General features: G+C 41.4%; 21 protein-coding genes. 18 read left to right on the top strand and 3 right to left on the bottom strand.

Going from position 1 to position 22,411, the window contains the following annotated elements; all coding sequences use genetic code 11:
* The first annotated feature begins 112 nt into the window (after positions 1 to 112).
* Both J7E35_RS01880 and J7E35_RS01875 read left to right on the top strand, forming a co-directional pair.
* The gene (locus J7E35_RS01880) at positions 113 to 943 is read left to right on the top strand and encodes a halocarboxylic acid dehydrogenase DehI family protein (RefSeq protein ID WP_214776527.1); all 831 of its coding nucleotides are present in this window, start codon (positions 113 to 115) and stop codon (positions 941 to 943) included.
* Positions 944 to 1,088: 145 nt separating this feature from the next.
* Entirely contained in the window at positions 1,089 to 1,976 is an 888-nt protein-coding gene (locus tag J7E35_RS01875; protein WP_214776526.1) for a multicopper oxidase family protein, read from the top strand.
* Between the two features lie 215 nt (positions 1,977 to 2,191).
* Here J7E35_RS01875 and J7E35_RS01870 read toward each other — a convergent pair whose 3' ends face one another.
* From J7E35_RS01870 to J7E35_RS01860, 3 genes are all read right to left on the bottom strand, one after another.
* Positions 2,192 to 4,552 carry an FdhF/YdeP family oxidoreductase gene (locus tag J7E35_RS01870; RefSeq protein ID WP_214776525.1) on the bottom strand — a complete coding sequence of 787 codons (2,361 nt, stop codon included), beginning with the start codon at positions 4,550 to 4,552 and terminating at the stop codon, positions 2,192 to 2,194.
* A 124-nt stretch (positions 4,553 to 4,676) separates the two neighbouring features.
* Positions 4,677 to 5,039, bottom strand: a complete 363-nt coding sequence (locus J7E35_RS01865; protein WP_214776524.1) for a Na-translocating system protein MpsC family protein — start codon at positions 5,037 to 5,039, stop codon at positions 4,677 to 4,679.
* Between the two features lie 130 nt (positions 5,040 to 5,169).
* On the bottom strand, positions 5,170 to 6,432 hold the full coding sequence (locus tag J7E35_RS01860; protein ID WP_214776523.1) for an L-lactate MFS transporter: 1,263 nt from the start codon (positions 6,430 to 6,432) through the stop codon (positions 5,170 to 5,172).
* Positions 6,433 to 6,943: 511 nt separating this feature from the next.
* Here J7E35_RS01860 and fdhD point away from each other — a divergent pair.
* From fdhD to J7E35_RS01780, 16 genes are all read left to right on the top strand, one after another.
* Entirely contained in the window at positions 6,944 to 7,720 is a 777-nt protein-coding gene (gene fdhD, locus J7E35_RS01855; protein ID WP_483297644.1) for a formate dehydrogenase accessory sulfurtransferase FdhD, read from the top strand.
* A gap of 521 nt (positions 7,721 to 8,241) precedes the next feature.
* Positions 8,242 to 8,997: a transporter substrate-binding domain-containing protein gene (locus J7E35_RS01850; RefSeq protein WP_214776706.1), complete on the top strand. Its 756-nt coding sequence runs from the start codon at positions 8,242 to 8,244 to the stop codon at positions 8,995 to 8,997.
* A 107-nt stretch (positions 8,998 to 9,104) separates the two neighbouring features.
* Complete coding sequence (locus J7E35_RS01845; RefSeq protein ID WP_041968211.1) at positions 9,105 to 9,764, top strand: amino acid ABC transporter permease; 660 nt, start codon at positions 9,105 to 9,107, stop codon at positions 9,762 to 9,764.
* A 28-nt stretch (positions 9,765 to 9,792) separates the two neighbouring features.
* Positions 9,793 to 10,515: an amino acid ABC transporter ATP-binding protein gene (locus J7E35_RS01840; RefSeq protein WP_214776704.1), complete on the top strand. Its 723-nt coding sequence runs from the start codon at positions 9,793 to 9,795 to the stop codon at positions 10,513 to 10,515.
* A 240-nt stretch (positions 10,516 to 10,755) separates the two neighbouring features.
* Entirely contained in the window at positions 10,756 to 12,312 is a 1,557-nt protein-coding gene (locus J7E35_RS01835; protein ID WP_214776521.1) for a BCCT family transporter, read from the top strand.
* Between the two features lie 228 nt (positions 12,313 to 12,540).
* Positions 12,541 to 13,404: a hypothetical protein gene (locus J7E35_RS01830; RefSeq protein ID WP_214776520.1), complete on the top strand. Its 864-nt coding sequence runs from the start codon at positions 12,541 to 12,543 to the stop codon at positions 13,402 to 13,404.
* A gap of 25 nt (positions 13,405 to 13,429) precedes the next feature.
* Positions 13,430 to 14,158 carry an ABC transporter ATP-binding protein gene (locus tag J7E35_RS01825; RefSeq protein ID WP_214776519.1) on the top strand — a complete coding sequence of 243 codons (729 nt, stop codon included), beginning with the start codon at positions 13,430 to 13,432 and terminating at the stop codon, positions 14,156 to 14,158.
* Complete coding sequence (locus tag J7E35_RS01820; RefSeq protein WP_214776518.1) at positions 14,142 to 14,879, top strand: ABC transporter permease; 738 nt, start codon at positions 14,142 to 14,144, stop codon at positions 14,877 to 14,879. The genes J7E35_RS01825 and J7E35_RS01820 overlap by 17 nt, the downstream gene beginning before the upstream one ends.
* Positions 14,880 to 14,892: 13 nt before the next feature.
* The gene (locus J7E35_RS01815) at positions 14,893 to 16,044 is read left to right on the top strand and encodes a sensor histidine kinase (RefSeq protein WP_214776517.1); all 1,152 of its coding nucleotides are present in this window, start codon (positions 14,893 to 14,895) and stop codon (positions 16,042 to 16,044) included.
* A gap of 16 nt (positions 16,045 to 16,060) precedes the next feature.
* Positions 16,061 to 16,351 (top strand): ATP-binding protein, encoded by a 291-nt coding sequence (locus tag J7E35_RS01810; protein ID WP_214776516.1) that lies wholly within the window; start codon positions 16,061 to 16,063, stop codon positions 16,349 to 16,351.
* The gene (locus J7E35_RS01805) at positions 16,348 to 17,040 is read left to right on the top strand and encodes a response regulator transcription factor (protein WP_214776515.1); all 693 of its coding nucleotides are present in this window, start codon (positions 16,348 to 16,350) and stop codon (positions 17,038 to 17,040) included. The genes J7E35_RS01810 and J7E35_RS01805 overlap by 4 nt, the downstream gene beginning before the upstream one ends.
* Positions 17,041 to 17,058: 18 nt before the next feature.
* Positions 17,059 to 17,412: a YisL family protein gene (locus J7E35_RS01800; RefSeq protein ID WP_214776514.1), complete on the top strand. Its 354-nt coding sequence runs from the start codon at positions 17,059 to 17,061 to the stop codon at positions 17,410 to 17,412.
* A 160-nt stretch (positions 17,413 to 17,572) separates the two neighbouring features.
* Positions 17,573 to 18,262, top strand: coding sequence for a DUF975 family protein (locus J7E35_RS01795; RefSeq protein ID WP_214776513.1), 690 nt, complete (start codon positions 17,573 to 17,575; stop codon positions 18,260 to 18,262).
* Between the two features lie 199 nt (positions 18,263 to 18,461).
* Positions 18,462 to 18,998: an NfeD family membrane protein gene (locus tag J7E35_RS01790; RefSeq protein WP_214776512.1), complete on the top strand. Its 537-nt coding sequence runs from the start codon at positions 18,462 to 18,464 to the stop codon at positions 18,996 to 18,998.
* A gap of 11 nt (positions 18,999 to 19,009) precedes the next feature.
* A complete protein-coding gene (locus tag J7E35_RS01785) occupies positions 19,010 to 20,557 on the top strand; it encodes a flotillin lipid rafts scaffold protein FloT (protein ID WP_214776511.1) in 1,548 nt (515 codons plus the stop codon).
* A 268-nt stretch (positions 20,558 to 20,825) separates the two neighbouring features.
* On the top strand, positions 20,826 to 21,734 hold the full coding sequence (locus J7E35_RS01780; RefSeq protein WP_214776510.1) for a nuclease-related domain-containing protein: 909 nt from the start codon (positions 20,826 to 20,828) through the stop codon (positions 21,732 to 21,734).
* Positions 21,735 to 22,411 lie beyond the last annotated feature (677 nt).

The raw sequence follows: 22,411 nt of genomic DNA, 5'->3' as shown, positions 1-22,411 counted from the left end.
GGTGACTGTATTCGGCAAGGATCAAGCAAAAGGAGATATAGTGATTCATTGGGATTCAAACAAATGCAAGGGCATATATTATCAAAGATTCTAATATTAGGAGGAATCTATATTGTCTGGACATGAGTTCGGTCTGCCGGAGATATTTGAACATGAAGCACAGGGTTATTTAGCGACTGTGTACCAGGATATTCAGCATGTCCTGAAAGTGCCAGTGGTTAATTTTATTTTTAGAACACTAGCATTTTATGAGGACTTTCTTGGTATCGCCTGGCAGCAGGTTCGGCCTAATATGCTGACCGTTGAGATGGAAGAGGCTGCACATGAAATCAGGTACCCTGATGTTTCTTTGAAGTTACCTTCAGTTGATTGGAGGAAAATCTATGATGATGAGACTATCCAAAAAATCAGAAAGATTATTTTTACGTTCAATTATGTAAACCCTAAATTACTGCTAATCGCGAGTGCCTGGTCAGAAAGCTTGGGCAGCAGACCGATTGAAGGGGTTGGGATGAGCAGTGGATTTATACAACCAGGAATTATTCCTGGGCTCCCTAAAATAAGGATGGTTAAGATTGAAAAAGCAGCTCCTCAAGTCCAGTCTTTGCTTCTTGATATTATTAAACAGCATCATGCCTACGATGCTGCCAGTGATTACCGCGCTTTAGCAAATTACCCTCAGTTCTTGTCCATTGGCTGGAATGCACTGAAGCCTTATATTGGTTCAAAAGAATATACATTATTAAAAGAAAGAATTAAAACAAAATCGATTGAATCTGTCCATAACTCCATGAGGTTTCCAATATCTTTTAGTACAAATGATCTTGCCCAATACTATTATCCAAGGGATATTGCAGGAATACTGGGAATCGTCTCCATGTTTCAGGATCTGCTTCCAGGTCTGATTATTGAAATGGAGGTATTTAGGCAAATGATCCGTTAGGCTTTTTTTTCTTTCTCCACGAATATCTTTTTTCAATAGCACTATAGAACCCCACCCAGTTCTTAATGAATAAATTGCATGTAGTTGCCAATATGACCATACAGTTATATTGGAGTGTAATTGGCACAATTAGGGAGGTTATGCAATGAATCACTGGGAGGAAATACTCCAAGCACCGGGTCTGAACAAGGCAAAATATAAGCTGGTACCGGGCGGCCGATATTTTAAATTGACAGTGAGCCCCCTGCAGCAGAAAATTTTAAAGGAAGTTACTCTAGATATCGTTGGGTATAATAATTCTTCACCTGGACCTTTAATTATAGTGAATGAAGGGGATAAGGTCTTTATCGAAGTGGAAAATCGATTGAGTGAAAAAACAGCGCTTCATGTTCACGGTTTATCGAAGCCGAATGTTATGGATGGTATGCCGGAAATAGAGCCTACTCCTTTTATTGAGCCAGGAAAATCGTTTAGGTATGAATTTATCGCATGGCAAAGCGGAAGTTTCTTTTATCATTCATCAAATCCGCTACAGGAGAGTAATGGGTTGATTGGGGGATTTGTTGTACTGCCGAAGAACCAAGTTGAAATTCCACACCGGGACTACCTGCTGCTGATCCAGCAGTGGGAAATTGATCAGCCTCCAGTTGGCAAGATAGAACCCGGATTGTTCACGCCAAAAAACTTTAACAGGAACCCAAATTTCTTTACGATCAATGGAAAGTCCTTTCCTGATACATCTCCATTAACAACAAAGTATGGAGAACGGGTAAGGGTAAGGTTCATTAATAATGCGAACATGTCCCATACTATGCATATTCACGGACATGATTTTGCGATTGTTGCAGAGGATGCGTTCAAGAGAAAGAAAAGGATGATGGATACAATCAATCTGCCTTCAGGTAAACGGTTTGATATTGAATTTATATCAGCAAATCCAGGTGTTTGGCCGGTTAATGGAACGAAGCCTTTTCATAAAACCAATAATGGTGAATCACCAGGTGGAATGCTTAACCGGTTAATCTATAACTGACAAACTGAAGTATGCAATCATAAATACAAATACTAGAACTAAGAATATGTCATTTAGAATGATACAATGTCGTAAACGGACATACCGAAGCCAGAAAGCTGAGAAAGTGTCCGATAGATTAAACTATCCAATACTAAACTTCTACAATAGAAACTTCATTATTATATAAAAACAGCTTGCAGACCATTATTGTCTGCAAGCTGTTTAATTAATCCTTACGCCGGTGCGTCAAGTTCATCATCTTCAACGCGTTTTTCATGGTGTTCGACGTCTTTGCGGGCGTTGAAGCGATCAGCTTTTTCCAAGGTTACTGTTATGTTGTAGTCCGGAATACCGGCATATTTTTCATAGCGGCCTCTTGGCAGCAGGAAGTTTCCTTCGGGGAAGTGCACCTGGACGTTACCCCGTGAAATGTCTACGAATTTAGCTCTGCCCTGGAAGACGCCGAAGCCGTTGTATAGAACAATTCCTTCACCTTCGGCAATGCTAAGGTCCTGTCCGTCTTCTGCATTCATCAGGACATCATAGCGTCCGGCGCCGTTAAGCGGATCTACTTCATTGTAGACCATGGAATTGAATTGTTTTCCACGGCGGGAGGTAACGATGAATTGTCCTTCCTTTTTACCTAGTTCAGGGATATCAACTGAAATCAGATTTCCTTTTCCGTCAGAAGTAGGGCAGATTCCATCCTCACATAACCAGGCTCCGCCCCACTGGAACACATCTCCTGCTTTTTTAAGATGTTGTATGCCGTCATAATTAGGATTCGCCAGTGCGATTTCATTCCGTATCTCCTGTGCATCTTTAAAATCAACCAAATGCGCAGTTTCAGGCTTTACCCGCTTAGCTAAATCAATGTAAATTTTCCACTCAGCGCGAGCTTCTTCAACCTGATTCTTGTTGCCTTCGATTTCCGGGCTGAAATATACCATTCGCTCAGTTGAAGTGGATGTTCCGCCGCCTTCCTGTTCATAACGAGTCTTCGCAGGGAGGATAATGACGGCTTCCTTTGCATCAACAAGGGTAGAAGTATTCAGGATGATATCCTGATGGACACGAATCTCGAGTTCAGACAATGCTTTTTCCACAAAGTGTGGGTCTGGCATTGTTTCGAGGAAATTACCTCCAGATAAGTAATACATTTTGATTTTGCGTTCATGCTCTTCAGGAAGCAAAATATTCTCGAGGGTCACCCCGACTATATCGCCTTGCCAAATCGGAAGCTCGAATTCCCATAGGTCCTCAATTCGCTTAATATTTTCACCATAAAAATCTCCTCCTGGAAGAACGAAAGGATCAGCACCCATTTCGCCGCTGCCCTGAACAGAAGAGTGTCCGCGGAAAGGCATCAGGCCTGCGAACTTTCGGCCAAGGTGTCCCCGAAGCAGCGCAAGGTTCGCCACTTGTGAAATATTGTCTGTTGCGAAAGAATGCATCGTCAAACCAAGTGCCCAGGCATAAACTGCATTCTTGCTGTTAGCGAGCAGTTCCGCCAACTCGATAATGCGTTCTTTAGAAATGCCAGAAGATGTGACAATATCTTCCCATTCTTGCTCCTGAACCTTCGCTTTCAATTCCTCAAAACCGTTCACATGCTCTTGAACAAATTCATGATTAATGGCTGAACCGTGCCTGATTTCCTCCATATCAAACCAGTGCTTCATGATTCCATGCATGAAAGCAATGTCCCCGCCGATATTGACCTGGTAAAAATCATCCGCAATTTTCGTGCCAAAAAGAGCGGATTCTGGATTTGAAGGAATCCAGTACTCATCCATTGCCGGTTCTTTATACGGATTGACGACGATGATTTTTGTTCCTTTTTTCTTTGCTTCCAGCATGTACTTAGAAGAAACCGGAGAGCTGTTCGATGCAACACTTCCCCAGAACAACAAGACATCAGTACCAATCCAGTCCTGGTAATTTGAAGTGGAAGCCCCAACACCAATCGAGCGTTTTAAAGCTGTTTTTGAAGGCGAATGGCAAATCCGGCTTGCATTGTCAATATTATTCGTACCAAGAAAGCGGGAGACTTTTCCGGCTACATAGTAAGATTCATTGGTAATCCCTCGGCTTGTCAGGTAAAAAGCGTACTGTTTTGGGTCCAGCTTTTTCGCTTTCTCTGCAATCATATCCATTGCATCATCCCAGGCAATGCGGGAAAATTTCCGCTCACCCTTCCTGCGGATCATTGGATAAGGGATACGTCCCAGCTTACGCAGCTGGGTGCTGTCATATTTTCTTAGTTCATCTATATCAGCATGAAGAATCTCCGGCTTTATTGCCCCGGCAGTATTCAGCCTGAGGACATTCAATCTTGTCGTACAAATATGCGGGCCTGTCAAAGTCTGGTCTTGCAACCCTGATACACCTAGTGCACAACCATCACATACTCCTTTGGTCAGGATGTTGGTCGCGTAGCCGAAGTTATCCCGATTGTCCCAAAGGGTTTTCATGGTATCTCTTATATGTTTCGGCTTCACCTTGCCAAGCCCGAAAGGAATCGGACTTACCCAGTGCTTTGGTGCAGGCATTGCCGCTTTTTTCTGTGGTCCTGGATGTTTTGTTTTACCCAATTTGAAACACTCCCATTTATAACAATCTTTAAGTCTATAAAAAAAACCACCGTAAACCCGAAGCCGATGCTCCAGGTTCAAACGGTGGTTAGTCTTTAGCAGGTTCGCTGCCAAGTGCCATACCTTATAAGTTACTGAATTTTTCTTGAATGTCCTCATCAAAAACAAAGATGGACATTCCAAAATCACGATCGATATCTATATCTACAAAAAGTTCTACCAACTTGCAGCCGAGAAACTCTTCCATTTCCACTGGAGGATTCTTTCGGTACATTTCTTTAACCATTTCTGTTCTTGCGGCCCTAAGTGCCTGTTTTCCTTCATTGGCCGATGCAATGAACTTTTCTACGGGTGAAAGGTTTCCTTCCATTTCGCAGATTGCCCATTTCTTACAGAAGGTAGTGGTTATTTTGCTTGGCCCTTTGCCCATATGCTTTTTGCGAAAGGATCGGACCAGATTGCTGAATTCTGCCTCGTATTTATTCATATTATCCTCCTGTCATCTATACAGGTTATAAGACGATAGGTATTTTACCATATAGAGAGGCAATTAGAAAAGCGCTGGAGCTAGACAATTCTTTAAGTGATATATAATTCTTCAGATACTATTAAAAGTATTAACCAGCAAGTTTTTCATTTGCTTCAATTTGTTTTCGAAGCTTATTGATGTCGCGGCGGATTAAAATAGACACCGCCAGTGCAACAACGAACAGTCCGCTAAAGAAAGTCAGGCTTGTTCCATAGCTTCCAGTTGTATCCTTCATCCATGCTGCGAACATTGGTCCAGCCAATCCTGCAGCCGCCCATGCAGTCAGGATATAGCCGTGTATCGCGCCTAGCTGTTTTGTTCCAAATATGTCACCAATGAATGCTGGGATGGCTGCAAAACCGCCGCCGTACATTGTGTAAACTACTGCAAGCATGACCTGGAATAAGAATGCTTCCTTTGTATGCGGCAGCAGCATGAACAAGACAATCTGTGTTGCAAAGAAAATTGTGTATGTGTTGGGGCGGCCGATATAGTCAGAAATCGAAGCCCATGCGATTCGTCCAAATCCGTTGAAGAGACCTAATACTCCAACCAGTGCCGCTGCCTCTGCAGTAGTTAAGCCAATACTCTCTTGAGCTAAAGGTTTTGCAGCTGACAGGATCGCGATGCCGCAAGTAACATTGATGAAGAGCATGACCCATAGATAGTAAAAACGCGAAGTCTTTATTGCTTCATTCGCTGTAAGCTGGGAAAGATCTTTCTTGACTTTCACTTTTCCTGATTCAGCTTTTTCCCTAAAGCCTTTTGGAGCCCAATCAACAGGCGGCCTTTCGAGGTACAGGGATGACAGTGTCATGATAATAAAATAAGCCGCACCGAGAATGTAAAATGTATTGGCAGTACCTACGGATTTAATCAGAGAATCCATGATTGGGCTGCTGATCGCGGCTGCGAAACCAAATCCCATGATGGCAAGTCCTGTGGCAAGTCCACGTCTGTCTGGGAACCATTTTACCAAAGTGGAAACCGGGGCTATATAACCCACTCCCAGGCCTATACCGCCTAAAACACCATATGTAATATACAATAATGGCAATGAACCGAGATTGACCGCCAGGCCTGAGCCTAAAATACCTGCTCCGAAAAAGGCTGCTGCCAGGAGTCCAGCTTTTCTTGGACCGTGTTTTTCAACAAAATGCCCGAGGAACGCTGCGGATAAACCTAAAAATAAAATGGCAAGGCTGAATGTAAATTGTACTTGCTTGGAAGTCCAACCGAACTCCTCGATTAATGGGTTCGTAAAGTTGCTCCAGGCATAAACAGACCCAATGGAAATATGGATTCCCACTGCTGAGGCTGCAATAAGCCATCGATTCTTCGTTTTTTTCATGCTTTTTCCCCTTTCCTTTGTTTGTTTTGTTTGTTTTTGCATATGGCCAATAACTGCAACAATGAAGTGGCTGGAATCTTTTAAACTGCAAAGCTCTTGATTCCAAGTTCGATATGTATACTATTGCCGTTCTCTTGCAGAGCGAGCACCTTGAAAACAGAAAACCGTCAATCTTTCCAAGCCCGCCATAAAGAAAACGGACATTGACAGAAAAATTGACGGTTAGTACTAAGCAGGTATCGCTACTTACGGACCAACAGTTAATCGCTTACATTTCCGTTACACCTTAACCGATGACAGGGTCGCTATCTCGAATCAAAATGTGACAGAATAGTGAACTTCGGGAAAATTTTATCATCTTAGAACTTCAGATGCAATATATTTTAGGTTGTTAAATCAATTTTACACTATTGTTGTGTTGTAAATTTTTCTTGTGAAAAAGAAAAGAATGTGTTTAGATTTTAAGTATTCTCAAATTCTTAAAATTCAGGTGACGGCTATGTTAGAAAATATGAGTGATAAATATACCATAACAAAATATCAGGATGGACAATTTCTGGATGTAGAAGATAGCATCGTAAATGAATTCCCATTGACCATTTATGTTAATGACATGGAGTTTGCAACCATGGTTTGCACTCCTACACATTTTGAGGAGATGGTTGTCGGTTTTCTGGCATCTGAAGGGGTTATCCGTTCCTACAATGACATTCATTCACTTAGCATCGATGAAAGCAGAGGGTATGCCTATGTTATGCTAAAAGTGAATATGACGACAAACCAGGAGTATTATTCAAAACGCTTTATTGGATCCTGCTGCGGGAAGAGTCGTCAATTTTATTTTCACAATGATGCCCGGACAGCAAAAACTTCAATGTCCAAAACAACCATATCAGCGACTCAGAGCATTGCACTGATGAACCAGATGCAGAACAGCTCACAGGTTTTTATGGAAACTGGAGGAGTGCATAATGCAGCTCTTTGTTCACCTGATGAAATGATTGCAGTGCGCACGGATATTGGGCGGCATAATGCATTGGATAAATTATATGGATATAGCATTTTAAATAGGGTGCCAGTACGAAATAAAATCATTGTATTCAGTGGCAGGATTTCTTCAGAAGTACTATTGAAGGCTGCGAAGATCGGGGTAGGAATCGTCCTGTCTAAATCAGCGCCAACAGACCTTGCGATCAAACTGGCTAAGGATTTAAATATAACCGCTGTAGGATTTATCCGTGGAAAATCCTTCAATGTGTATTCCTGTCCCGAAAGAATTATTGATTAAATTCTCCTTTAGTGGAATATTGATGTATATATTTTCGTTAAGTTTTTTATAGAGCAAAAGGACTAAAAGCCAGGGGCCGTAATTCGGTTCCTGGCTTTTCTTAGTATAATGTATTTTTTTCGCGTATAGTGTCGGACAAGCAAGAATACGGAGTATGCCAGAGGATATGCCGGGAAAAAGGAGGCTCGCTTAGCTGAGTAGGCGAGAGCCTTGCAAACAGGAGTATTTCGTGAATTATCAGATAATTTACGTTTTGATTGAATATTACAATATTGTTACAATTATCTGCATAAACAAATATTCACATCCGAGGGCAATATTCAGAGGAATAGGAAATATGAATGAATCCCGACATTAATAGTTTAAATGTTTGGGAAGTGGGTATAAAAGCTTTAGGGCGAATGTTGCGGTTTTTTTATACATAGGTTATAAGGACCGTTTAACAGAATAAATATTAAAGAAGTAGAGATTACGAGGGGGAGTTTTAAACAGTGAAGAAAATTTTAACTTTATTCATTTTGATGGTGACCATTGCAGGTCTCCTGGCTGCATGTGGCAGTGATGAAAAAGCATCCGGCGACGGCGGCATGAAATTGGCTGAGGAAGGCAAATTTACTTTTGCTTCATCTGGTGAATTCAAGCCATTCAGCGTCACGAACGGTGAGGGCCAGATGACAGGTTTTGACATCGATGTTGCCGAAGCAGTGGCAAAGGAAATTGGTTTGGAACCAAACCAGAAAAAGTTCAAGTTTGCCAGTATTGTTGAAGGTGTAAAGTCAGGGCGTTTCGATGCGGCTGTTGCGAGCCATACCATTAATGAAGATCGCTTGAAGCACGTGGATTTCTCCACACCATACTACTATTCTGGACCTCAGATTTTCGTCAGACCAGATAGCGATGCTGAAAAACTTAATGACCTTGAGGGACTGGAAATTGCCGTTTCAAAAGGTTCTACCTATGCAAAGACTGCTGAAGAAGTGACAGATAATATTGTGCTTTATGACAGTGACGTAACTGCTTTAGAAGCGTTAGCCAATGGAAGACACGACGCTGTTATAACGGACTTTATTACAGGGAAAGAAGCGATTGGTGCTGGTCTTGAAATTGAAGGCAAAGAGCTTCTTGGCCGAAGCGAGCAGGCAATTGCCATAGCCCAAGACAACGATGAATTATTGGAGAAAGTCAACGAGGCATTGGAAACTTTAAGAGAAAATGGAACGTTGAAAGAAATCAGTGAAAAATATTTCGGTGAAGACATTACAGTTAAACCGGAGTAATAAGTTGTCATCTGGAGCGAATGTGCGGTATAACTGCACATTCGTTTCTGCTTAAAAATGATGTTTACCAAGAACGATAATAGAGCCCACAGGGAGTTGAATGAATTTTGCCAAGTCTATCGCATGTTATAGAAGTCTTTTTTGACACGTATGATATATTCCTCAAAGGCATGCTGCTCACATTGCAAGTTACAGCAGTTTCAATTTTAATTGCTATTTTCATAGGATTGTTTTTTGCCTTTCTTAAAATCTCTGGCATTAAAGTATTGGAATGGATCGCAAATGCCTATATCTATTTGGTCAGAGGAACCCCATTGATCGTCCAGATCTTTATTTTCTACTTTGGAATGACCAATTTAAATATCTCCGCTTTCTGGTCCGTTGCCCTTGGACTAGCATTCCATAACGGTGCCTATATCGCGGAAATTTTCAGGGGAACAATCCAGTCTATTGACAAGGGACAAATGGAAGCTGGCCGTTCACTGGGAATGAGCAGAGTTCTTACCATGCGGAGAATCATCCTTCCACAAGCATTCCGCCGCGCCCTGCCGCCGCTAGGGAATCAGTTCATCATTGGCCTCAAGGATTCATCATTAGCAGCTTTTATCGGAATGTATGAATTATTCAATGTTGCGACAACAAAAGGTGCAAACGATTTTGACAATATGACATACTTGCTTATTGTTGCTGTGTACTATCTATTCCTTGTTTACTTGATATCTGCTTTGGTTGGACTGCTTGAGAAGAAACTTTCGGTAAGTGATTAAGGGGGAATTTGTTTTGGATGGAAGAGATATGATCAATGTGAAAAAACTGAATAAATCATTCGGCGACCTTCATGTATTGAAGGATGTTGATATAACGGTAAAAGAAAGCGATGTTGTATGCCTGATTGGGGCTAGCGGCTCAGGTAAAAGTACCTTGCTGCGCTGCCTGAACTTCCTGGAAATCAAGGACAATGGACAAATCATCGTTGAAGGTGAAGAAATTAACGCAGAATCTCATGACCTGAATGAAGTGCGCCAGAAAATCGGCATGGTTTTTCAGCACTTTAACCTGTTTCCTCATAAAAATGTGATTGAGAATATTATTGAGGCACCTGTCCATGTAAAGGGTGTCAGCAGGTCGCAAGCGATCAAGGAAGCAAGGGAGCTGCTAGGAAAAGTTGGCCTTTCAGATAAAGAAAAGGTCTATCCATCTAAGCTTTCCGGCGGTCAGAAGCAGCGGGTGGCGATTGCGAGAGCACTGGCGATGAAGCCTGATATCATGTTGTTCGATGAACCTACATCTGCACTTGATCCGGAACTTGTCGGGGAAGTACTGGCGACCATGAAGGAACTTGCAGAAGAAGGCATGACAATGGTAGTTGTCACACATGAAATGGGCTTCGCACGCGAGGTAGCTGATTGGGTTGTCTATATGCACGGAGGACGGATCGTAGAAGTTGGTCATCCTGAAGAAATATTTGAAAATCCAGTTGAAGAACGTACACGTGAGTTTTTAAGCAAAACATTTTAATGAGCGGACGCTTAGGTTCTCTAAGCGTTCATTTTTAACTTATTAAAGGCTTAGTTTTGCGGTGAAAGAAACGTAAAACGTGTTTCACGATGGATAATTGAGGGAAAAAGATTGCAGAATAATTACATGGCAATATTTCAAGACATGCTTTCATCCCCTTTTCCAATCTACTTACTTACCCTGAACGTACATGAAATTTATTTACATATCTGAAAAAATGCATATTTATTGGAGGCTGACATGATCAAGAATATTTTATCAAACTTTGTTTTTTCTGTGTCAGCTGCGGTGATTTTGTTGTTCGTCGTAGTTGGGGCTATTGTGCCAAAGAAGTTTGGTGCAGTGGCTGGAGAGTTGTTTAGTTTTACAACTGTTAATTTTGGCTGGTTCTACTTGCTAGCAGTATTTATTATTGTTTTGTTCTTAATAGGACTGGCTGTCAGTAAATATGGTGCCATCAGGCTTGGCGGTGAAGGGGAACGGCCTGAGTTTTCTTTCTTTACCTGGATTGGCATGCTTTTCTCAGCCGGTTTTGGAGCCGGGCTCGTTTTCTGGGGAATTGCTGAACCAATGAGCCACTTTTTCAACACTCCATTTGCTGATATAGAAGGAGAATCAAGGAATGCAGCCAGAGTCGCAATGGGCTACTCATTCTTCCACTGGGGAGTCAGCCAATGGTCGGTTTTTGCAATTGTGGGGTTAGTAATCGGATTCCTTCAGTTCCGCAAACAAAGAAACGGGTTGGTATCTACAGCTCTTGAGCCGATTACCGGCACAAAACCCGCTGTTAAAAATACAATAGATACACTGGCCGTAGTGGCAACTGTAATGGGGATCGCAACGTCTGTCGGGCTTGGTGTCCTGCAGATGAATGGCGGTTTGAACGCTGTGTTCGATACTGGAAACTCGATTGGCATTCAAATGATCATTATTTTAGTCATTTTCATTGCCTATATGATTTCATCTTCAACCGGGCTTGATAAAGGGATTGCAATGCTCAGCAACTTGAATCTCGGGATTGCGATTGTGCTTTTGTTATTCGTATTGATTGCTGGTCCTACAGTTTTTATCATGGAAAGCTTTACACTGGCAATTGGTGACTATTTCGCAAATTTCATCCAATACAGCCTTAGGCTTCAGCCATATCAGGAAGGTACCTGGACAAGGGATTGGACAATCTTTTATTGGGCATGGGCGATTGCATGGTCTCCTTTTGTTGGAGCGTTCGTTGCCCGTGTTTCAAAGGGAAGGACAATCAGGGAGTATATTTTTGGAGTCATGGTGATTCCGCCTGTAATTGCCTGCCTCTGGATTGCAGCCTTCGGTGGAACTGCTTTATGGAATGACCTGAATTACGATACAGGGATTGCTGCAGCAGTAAACGAAGATTTAACCTCTGCTTTATTCAAGACTTTTGAAGTTCTGCCCATGACGTCAATTTTATCGATCTTATCGATCATTTTGATTTTCACCTTCCTGGTCACGTCCGCAGACTCAGCTACCTATATTCTTGCAAGTATGACGACATCAGGAAGTTTGAACCCTCCAAGATTCGCGAAAATCGTCTGGGGTTCACTAATGGCAGCCATATCTGCCGTGTTGCTATACGCTGGCGGGCTCGAAGCATTGCAAACCGCTTCATTGATTGCCGCACTTCCCTTTACAGTCTTGCTTCTGCTGCTGATGTTCGCGATTCTTAAACTGCTGAAAAAAGAACCGCTGCCAATAAGACCGGCAGATTTAAGGAGATTCAGGAGATTAGAGAAGGCAGCGAGCAAGGATACAAAGGAAAAGTAAAATGACGAAGTTAGCCGGAGCCTCCATGATGGAGACTCCGTTTTTTTTGTAATGGTAAGAACGCATGAAACTTGTTCACTCATTTGTGTATCCTCCCCAAGCGCCTGTGTTTTCTTTAAGCTTAATTGTGATTTAAGAAAAATTTAAGAATTAGTTTAGAAACAGTTTAGAATTAATGGTTACCCTTTGCTTGTAAGATGATTTAACGATTTTGAGGAGGTTAAAGAAATGAACATGAAGGCGCTGGCTGTAATAGGAATTAGCGGGGCAGTCATGCTCGGCAGTGTGTATTCGATTTCGGCGAATACGTCAGGGTATGAGTTGTACAAAGATGCTTTAAAGAAAACACATCAATTGGAAAGCACGACGACGGAATTCAGTATGGACCTAATGGAAAATAGCAAGGAAATTTATAGTTCAGACACGACACTCATGACAAACCGTCTTGGAAAAACAATGGAAGGAAGAACCACTGTTTCGAATGGTGAAACCGCAAGATCTTATGAGATGTATCGACAAGACGGGCAATTCCTGGTAAAAAAGGACAACGAAAATAAAGTGTATTCAATGACATCAAATGGCCGGGTTCATGGAACAGGGTCAGACAGGCTGGAACTCAAGGAAGACCTGGAAAAGCTGGTGGATGTCCTGACAAAAGACCTTCAGCAAAAGATGATTGTCAAAGATGGCAAAAGTGGTTCCAAGGAAGTAATCCTTAACCTGTCAGAATCTGAAATACCAATGGCAGCCAATGTTGTTACGTCCTTAATGCTTAAGCATGCTGCCATGATGAATGACCGTACGGAATTTATGGAATCAAGCTTTCATGATGTGAAAATGAAGTTTCCTGAGCTAAAAGAAGATATTGTCATTAAGTCAGCCGATGTCAAAGCTAGAATAAGCACCCAGAACTTTGTAGATGCACAAGATGTAAAAGTGTTAGTGACAGGCAAGGATGAACAAGGAAAAGTCCATCAAGTAAGTTTAGCGATCAGCCTGGACCTGAAAAATGTGAATTCAACCAAAGTAGGGACGCTTGACCTAACGAATTTGACCATTGAAGAAGTGAAACACGGAAAAGCACATCATTAATAACTTGCTGCAGAAGGTGAGATGTATGGAAACAGTTCTTAAAGTGTCCGATATTGGCAAAAGGTTTAAAAATGGGCGTGGAATAAACGAAGTCAACTTCTCGATTAAAGAAGGCAACGTCTTTGGCCTGATTGGTCCCAATGGTGCTGGCAAGACTACTTTGCTGAAGGCTATAACTGGTCTTCTAAAACCTGATTCTGGTAAAATAATGATTTTTGGCAGGGATCTTGAAGAAGACTTTAAGTCTGCGATCAGGGATGTAGGAGCAAATATAGGTTCCGGGAGTATTTATTCACATATGACCGCCTGGCAGAACCTGAAAATGATCATCAGGTTTTATCCGGAGATGCCCCTTTCCCGAATAGATGAAGTATTGCATTCAGTAGGCTTGAGCCAATATAAACATGAAAAGGCATCATCTTACTCAATGGGAATGCTTCAGCGCCTAGGGTTAGCTGCCGCCCTGCTTCCAAATCCTAAGCTGATTGTTCTCGATGAACCCGCAAATGGTCTTGATATAGATGGGATGATCGTTTTCAGGAATGTTGTGCAAGAGCTGTCGGAAACAGGAGTCACTTTCCTTATATCCAGCCATCTCACCGCTGAGCTTGATAAATTCTGCACCCATTTTGGCATCCTGATCGACGGGGAGCTACAGTGTATTATTGAAAAAGATTTAATACCGGCAGGAAAATCTATTGAAGACCTCTATGTCGAAAAGATAGGAGGCGTTCGTATTGCGGGAATTTGCTAGCAATACTCGTAATGAAATCGATAAACTTATTGCAAAGAGAAGTGTACAATATTATTTTGTACTTGCGGCAATCCTGCCAATATTAATAGGAGTTGCATCCATAAGAATCCAGGCAAATGATATGATCACCTTGACTTCTCTTAGCGTCAATTTTTTTATTATAAATAGTTTCCTGCTTGTCGTTCTTCCACTGTTTATCTTTATGTCCAGTTCGGAACTATTTGCAGGAGAATGGGAAAAAGGATCATTGTTTCAAGTCAGGCCAATAACCCGAATGGAGATATACCTTTCCAAAGCTTCAGCTATAACGGTGCTGACTTATATGCAGTTGCTAGTAGTTTGGGTCTCTTCTCTAATCACTTCCATTGCTCTGGAAAAAACGATTGTTTGGAACGAGGCAGGTATACTATTCATCTCTTTGCTTGTTTCAATTATACCATTGGGGGCGATCGTTTCTTTCGCTGCATTCATTTCCCAGTGGTTTAAGAACGGTCCTGCCTCATTGGCAAGCTGTATTTTTCTGTATGGTTTAATGGCTGTATTGCCATTTGCCTTTCCAAATTTCTTGCATCTTTTTCCAACAGCTTATATGGACTGGTATCAGCAGTGGCTTGGAAATGTGAATGTTTTATGGCTTGGGCAATCTTTCATCTATTTGTTCTCCTTCAGTTCATTGTTTTTGACTGTCGGCTATTATATGTTTAAAACAAAGGAACTATAGTGAAGGTGTTAACATGACTATTAAATATCGACTGATATTATCCTATCTGGCTATGATCTTTGTGCCTATGATTCTTTTTTTTCTGGCGGGCTTGCTTCTAATGTTTCTATTCCTTGGTGATATCCGCGAGGTCAGTGACCTGATGCCGGAAAGTCATGGTTATAAAGAAACGACCAGCGAGGATGCAAAGCTATTTGGTCAATTGAAGGAAAAATCCTTTGTTGATCCAAAAGGGCTGGCTAGTGTTGAGTATTTATCAGATATATCTGCTGAATTAGAACAAGATGGTATTTTCACTGTCTTGCGTCAGGGAAATAAGATCATTTATTCATCAAATAAAACTGCTCACCTGTCTGCTTCTGATCTTCCTGGATATGGAGTATCCTCAACCTCCCGTAATATCGAAAAAATCAGGAATGATAGTTATTCTCTGAGACAGCATGATTTTTACATTCCTGAACAAGGGAGTGCTTCGTTATTTTTAATAAAGGACGCCAGCCCACTCACCAGGCTGATGCGTACATTTTATCCAATTCTTTTTGTCATGCTGATACTAATCCTTATTATAACGAACGGATTACTAACCTATTATGTATCCAAGAGCATCATCCAGCCAATTGAACAGTTGAAGGAAGCAGCCAAGAAAATCAAAGAGGGAGATCTTGACCATACCATTATCGTAAATGGCAGAGATGAACTTGCTCAGTTGAGTGCAGACTTCGAAGAGATGAGAAAGCAGCTGAAAGAATCTGCAGAGGTGCAAGCCCAATATGAAAAGAATCGGAAGGAATTAATAGCGCATATCACTCATGACCTTAAAACGCCGATCACATCCATTAAAGGGTATGTAGAAGGGATTCGGGATGGAGTTACAAACTCTCCTGAAAAACTGGAGCGCTATCTTCAAACGATCCACCAGAAATCAATTGATATGGATTCTTTGATCAATGAATTATTTCTTTATTCAAAACTTGATTTAAAAAAACTGTCTTTTGATTTTGAGGAAGTCGATTTAAGGGATTATTTGATAGATTATCTTGAGGAACTGGCTTTTGATCTGGAAAAGAAGAATGTGAAGCTATTTTTTGAATGTAACGCTGCGGAACCATATCAGGTGAGCATCGACCGTGAAAAGTTGAAAAGAGTGTTTTCAAAATTTCATTGATAATAGTCTTAAATACATGGATAAGGAAGAGAGAGCAATCATCATTTCTCTTTATCAAGATCAAAATGAAGTCATCCTTGAACTGGCTGATAACGGTCCAGGAATCAGTAATGAGTCACTCCCATTCATCTTTCAGCAATTTTACCGGGAAGAGGGATCTCGTAACAAACAAACAGGCGGCAGCGGTCTTGGATTGTCTATCGCTGGCATGATCATTGATGAACATGGAGGCACCATCAAGGCTGAAAGCAGTTTAGGTATCGGGACAAAAATCATTATTTCTTTGGAAAGGTATGTGAGATCATGAAAAGAATCCTTATCGTTGAAGATGAAATGAGTATAGCTGAACTTGAACGGGATTACTTAGAGATCAATGGTTTCACAGCTGATATAGCAAATGCCGGTGATAAAGGCATGCAGATGGCCTTGGCCAATGAATATGATTTAATACTGCTTGATGTCATGCTTCCAAATATAGATGGTTTTGAAGTGTGCAAAACAATCAGAAAAACGAAGGATGTTCCAATCATGCTCGTGACTTCAAGAAAAGAGGACATTGATAAAATCAGGGCCTTTGGATTGGGGGCTGATGATTATGTGGTCAAACCTTTTAGTCCAAATGAATTGATTGCGAGAGTCAAAGCCCATTTAGCCAGATATGAAAGGCTGGTGGCAAAGCATCGCGAACCGGCACATACGGATATCTATATTCGTGGACTGCATATTGACCGGTCAGACCGCAGGGTGTATGTAAACAATCGGAAGACTGTTTTTACGACAAAAGAATTTGATGTACTGACATTCCTGGCGACTAACCCTAATCAGGTTTTTAGCAAGGATCACCTGTTCGATCGGATTTGGGGGTATGACAGCATGGGTGAAATCTCAACTGTAACTGTTCATATTCGAAAAATAAGAGAAAAAATCGAAATTGATCCATCCAATCCTGAATATATTGAAACCATTTGGGGTGCGGGCTATCGCTTTAAAGCATAAAGAGAAAGGAAGTAACAAATGATCCACACTCATATTACCGCATGGGTGTTAGCCCTTATAATATTCATAGTAATTAGATTTTTGAAACAGAAAGACAAGAACACGAATGTTTTGCATATGATTCTCCGTGTGGTCTACATTGTGACACTAGGAACTGGCCTTATGCTCATTTTTGAATTATATCAGATTTCATTTTTATATATTTTGAAGACAGCATTAGGAATGTGGATGATTGCCGTACTTGAAATGATCCTTGTAAAGGGTAAGAGAAATGAAAGTGTTAAACATTTATGGATTCAGTTTTCTCTTGTCTTGGCCATATTGCTTTATCTTGGTTTTAAATTACCACTGGGCTTCCACTTTTTTTCATAATGACAAATGATAAACTTGAAACGCTGCAAACTGGCAGCGTTTTTTTGTATCCCAACATCAATCTTCTATGTATGTATTGAAAAAATAGGAAATATAATGGAAAGTACTTTATATTTGGGGATTATTACCGATAGACTTATTGAATGAAGGGGGATAATGAATGGACTTAACTATTAATCAATTAAAAAAGAAATCTCTGGAAGCATTAAAAGGGAAGTGGGGCATAGCAGTGCTCCTAACGTTCCTGGTATTTTTGATAACGACCTTTGTACCGATGATTGCTGAAATAGTCGCTAGCGGAGGATTCATGACTTGGGCCAACCAGACAGAAACTTCGGGTATAGCCTCCCTGACCAACATCTTTTTTTCTTTACTATTTATTCCTCTGTCGGCTGCGAGTTATTGGTTTTATCTTGTGATTGCCAGGTGGAATGACCCAAAGATTTCACAGGTGTTCGCTGTTTATAAAGACTGGGAACTATCCCTGAAAGTTATTGGAACAGCTATCCTGGTGGGCATTTTTACAATGTTATGGATGTTGTTATTAATTATTCCTGGACTGATAAAAGGCATTTCCTACTCACAATCGTTCTTCTTGTTAAAGGACAATCCGGAATATTCAGCGCTGGAAGCAATAACGGAGAGCAAAAAGAGGATGAAAGGTTATAAATGGAAGTTCTTTCTGATGAACTTGAGTTTCATTGGCTGGGTATTTATAGCGATTTTCACGCTCGGAGTAGGATTCCTATGGCTATCACCATATATATCAACAACCAATGCTAACTTTTATAATGAATTCATTTTTACACAAGGTAATGAGGAAAAAGAATCAGCAGACTTAGTTATATAATTTGCTTCTGTATTAATCAAACTTTAATAAGTAAAAAATTATTGATGAGCTAGTATAAGGCCTTAATAATGTCTGCGCTATTTTTCTACAAAATATTTTAAAACTTTTGAAACTAAAACTTATGACAAACGTATTACATATCAAGAAATAATTGGAATAAGGAGGATGCTTTGTACGATTTTAGCAAGGAGTGAGGAAAATGGAGCTGTTTGGCCTGCCATTAGAAACAATCTATTTTTATGGACTGGTCATCTCAGGTGCGGTCACGATTCTTTATTTGCTTTTTGGTGATGCTCTTGAGGGACTGACAGAAGCAATTCCTATTGTGAATCCAACATTAATTTTTTCCTTTGTTGCGATTTTTACAGCAGGTGGGTATTTAGGTGAAGTTTTTACAAAGCTGCACAGTGTTCTGATTGCGGCTGCTTCTGCAATTATTGCTCTTATTCTAGTAACTTTGCTGAATGTTTTTGTGCTGATTCCACTATCCAATGCCGAGGAATCCCTCGTGTACAAAGAGAGTGATTTAAGAGGGAGAATCGGAACCGTCATCACTGGTATTCCGGGCGACGGCTATGGTGAAGTCATGATTGAGAATATCAGCGGCCGTATCTCTAAGCCGGCAGTCAGTTTTACAAAAACAGAAATACCTTATGGAAAAAAAGTATTGATTATCGATATTGAAGATGGAGTCCTGCAGGTCAAGTTGTATGAAGAATTAGAGACTTATATTTAGGGGGAAAAGGTATGGATCTTATGTTTATAGTTATTGGTTTTGTTGTATTCCTTGTTATCGCTATGATAGCCGTTTTCATCACCAAGTATAAAACGGCTGGACCAGATGAAGCTTTGATTGTTACCGGCAGCTTCCTTGGCAGCCGCAATGTTCATACGGATGAGTCGAGCAACAGGATAAAAATTATTCGTGGAGGCGGCACGTTCATCTTCCCGGTATTCCAGCAATCCCGTCCGCTCAGCCTGCTCTCAAGCAAGCTTGAAGTCACTACACCTGAAGTGTACACAGAACAGGGTGTTCCAGTCATGGCAGATGGAACGGCGATTATTAAAATCGGAGGTTCCATCAGTGAAATTGCTACTGCTGCTGAGCAATTCCTAGGAAAGTCAAAAGAAGACCGCGAGAATGAAGCAAAGGAAGTATTAGAAGGGCATCTGCGTTCGATTTTAGGATCGATGACTGTAGAAGAAATCTATAAGAACCGTGATAAGTTCTCGCAGGAAGTTCAGCGTGTTGCTTCACAGGATCTTGCAAAAATGGGACTTGTCATAGTGTCATTCACGATTAAGGATGTGCGTGATAAAAATGGGTACCTTGATTCCCTTGGTAAACCTCGTATTGCCCAGGTAAAGCGTGACGCTGACATCGCCACTGCAGACGCGGAAAAAGAAACACGTATCAAGAAAGCGGAAGCAGATAAAGAAGCGAAAAAGGCTGAATTTGAACGCGCGACTGAAATCGCCGAAGCAGAAAAAATTAATGGTTTGAAAGTTGCTGAATACCGCCGCGAGCAGGATAGTGCCAAGGCGAGAGCTGACCAGGCTTATGATTTGGAAATGGCGCGTACGCAGCAAGAAGTTACCGAACAGGAAATGCAGGTCAAAATCATCGAGCGTCAAAAGCAAATCGAGCTCGAGGAAAAAGAAATTCTGCGCCGTGAGCGCCAGTATGATTCCGAGGTCAAGAAGAAAGCCGATGCGGACCGTTATGCTGTCGAGCAATCCGCAGCAGCAGATAAGGCGAAGCAAATCGCTGAAGCAGATGCAAATAAATACCGTATTGAAGCAATGGCTAAAGCGGAGGCAGAAAAAGTCCGTATGGATGGTCTTGCGAAAGCGGAAGCAGAAAAGGCGAAGGGTGAATCAGAAGCTGAAATCATCCGCCTGAAAGGTCTTGCCGAAGCAGAAGCAAAGGAAAAAATCGCCGAAGCGTTCGAACAGTTCGGCCAGGCCGCAATTCTCGACATGATCTTGAAAATGCTTCCTGAATACGCGAAGCAAGTTGCCGCACCACTTGGAAACATTGATAAGATCACCGTTGTCGATACTGGCGGCAGTGACTCTAATGGCGGAGCAAACAAGGTCACAGGCTATGCGACTAATTTAATGGCAACACTTCAAGAGACCCTTAAAGCTTCATCAGGAATCGATGTGAAAGACTTAATCGAAAACTTCTCAGGAAAAGCAAATGTAAGACACAGTATCGATGCATTGACAGATGAGATTCGTGAAACTAAGACTGAAAACAGGATTGAAGCTGTGATCAAGCAGGAAGAATAGAAGGGAAACCCGTCTGGAAACCAATTTCAGGCGGTTTTTTGCATTTACATTCAGGGGGCATAACAACGAATGAGACGGTATTTTATTTAGGAGTTAACGATTGATAACGCCTTTTAACTTAAAAATTAACTATTGATATCGCTTGTAATCTGGAAGTATATTAGGTCCCTGCGTTGAAGCGAGATAGGAAACTGAAAAAGTTAACAAAATATTCACAAAAAACGAAGGCAGTTTGGATTAGAATAAGCTTTAAGGAAGGAAGTGGACTATGTTACTTAAAAAAAGAAGTGAATCGAAGGAATTAGTTGTAATGCGCTATCTGAACATGCGAATGGAGTTGTCTGCAAAGGATAAATTTCATCTTGCGAATTTGGAAAAGGGGTATAGAGGGGAGGTTGAATTTGATCGGCTGACTGAAAACCTCTCTGAGGAAAGGTATATAATAGATGACCTATTGCTACAGGTAAATAATTCTTATTTCCAAATTGATAAGGTAATAATCTCTGGGGGATTGATCCATCTATTGGATGTGAAATATCACGAAGGTGATTTTTACCTGGAATCAGACAAATTCTACTCCGTGGCGAGTGGCAAAGAATACAAAAATCCAGTCATACAATTAAAGCGAAGCGAGACGCTCTTTCGCCAACTGCTTCAAAACCTCAAATTAAATTACCTCGTCCAGGCTTCAGTCGTTTTCAACAACCCAGAATTCACCCTTTATCAAGCCCCGATGGACCTGCCAATCATTTTACCAACCCAAATTAATCGCTTTTTAAAAGAACTTAACGATGCACCTTCCAAGATGGACGAGAACCATAAAATACTCGCCCAAAAATTGCTTTCATTACACCATGATAAAAATCCGTATACCACTTTACATGAATACGATTATGAACAATTGGAAAAGGGCATGCATTGCAGGGAGTGTGGGTCGTTTAATACTTCCATTGAAATGCAGGGTTTAGTATGTGGCAGGTGTGGGAACTCCGAACGAGTGGAGCAAGCAATCGTACAGAACATAGAAGAATTCAGGCTATTGTTTCCTGAAAGAAAAATAACGACACAAAGCATCTACGAATGGTGCAACAGGACGATAAATAAAAGAAGGATAACCAGAGTGTTAAAGAAGTACTATAAAGCAGTCGGAAACACGTCGGATACTTATTACGAATGAAATGGTCAAGATATTCTAAAAGGCACACTAGCAGTAAAGAGGAGGGATGGGGTTCGGACAAAGCCGGGTAACAAAGCAACGATTTTGTCTGAAGTAGGTGCAGGTTCGGACAAAACAGGGAGACGGACTGTTAGTTTTGTCTGAAGCAGGTGCAGGTTCGGACAAAAGAGGGGGCCAAAGCAACGATTTTGTCTGAAGTAGGTCAAGGTTCGGACAAAACAGGGAGGCAAAGCAACGATTTTGTCCGAAGTAGGTGCAAGTTCGGACAAAACAAGGAAGCGAAGCCGTAATTATGTCTGAAGTAGCTACAGGTTCGGACAAAACAGGTAGCCAAAGCCACGATTTTGTCTGAAGTAGGTGCAGGTTCGGACAAAACAGGTAGCCAAAGCCACGATTTTGTCTGAAGTAGGTGCAAGTTCGGACAAAACAAGGAAGCGCAGCCGTAATTATGTCTGAAGTAGGTGCAGGTTCGGACAAAACAGGGAGCCAAAGCCACGATTTTGTCTGAAGTAGGTGCAGGTTCGGACAAAAGAGGGAGCCAAAGCCACGATTTTGTCCGAAGTAGGTGCAAGTTCGGACAAAACAAGGAAGCGCAGCCGTAATTATGTCTGAAGTAGGTGCAGGTTCGGACAAAACAGGTAGCCAAAGCCACGATTTTGAGTCAAGTCCATATTAAT

It is taken from the genome of Bacillus sp. ISL-45 (assembly GCF_018613195.1).
Classification (GTDB): Bacteria; Bacillota; Bacilli; order Bacillales; family Cytobacillaceae; genus Mesobacillus.
Note: the sequence above shows the minus strand (reverse complement) of the source record. Positions and strands in the feature narration are given on the sequence as shown.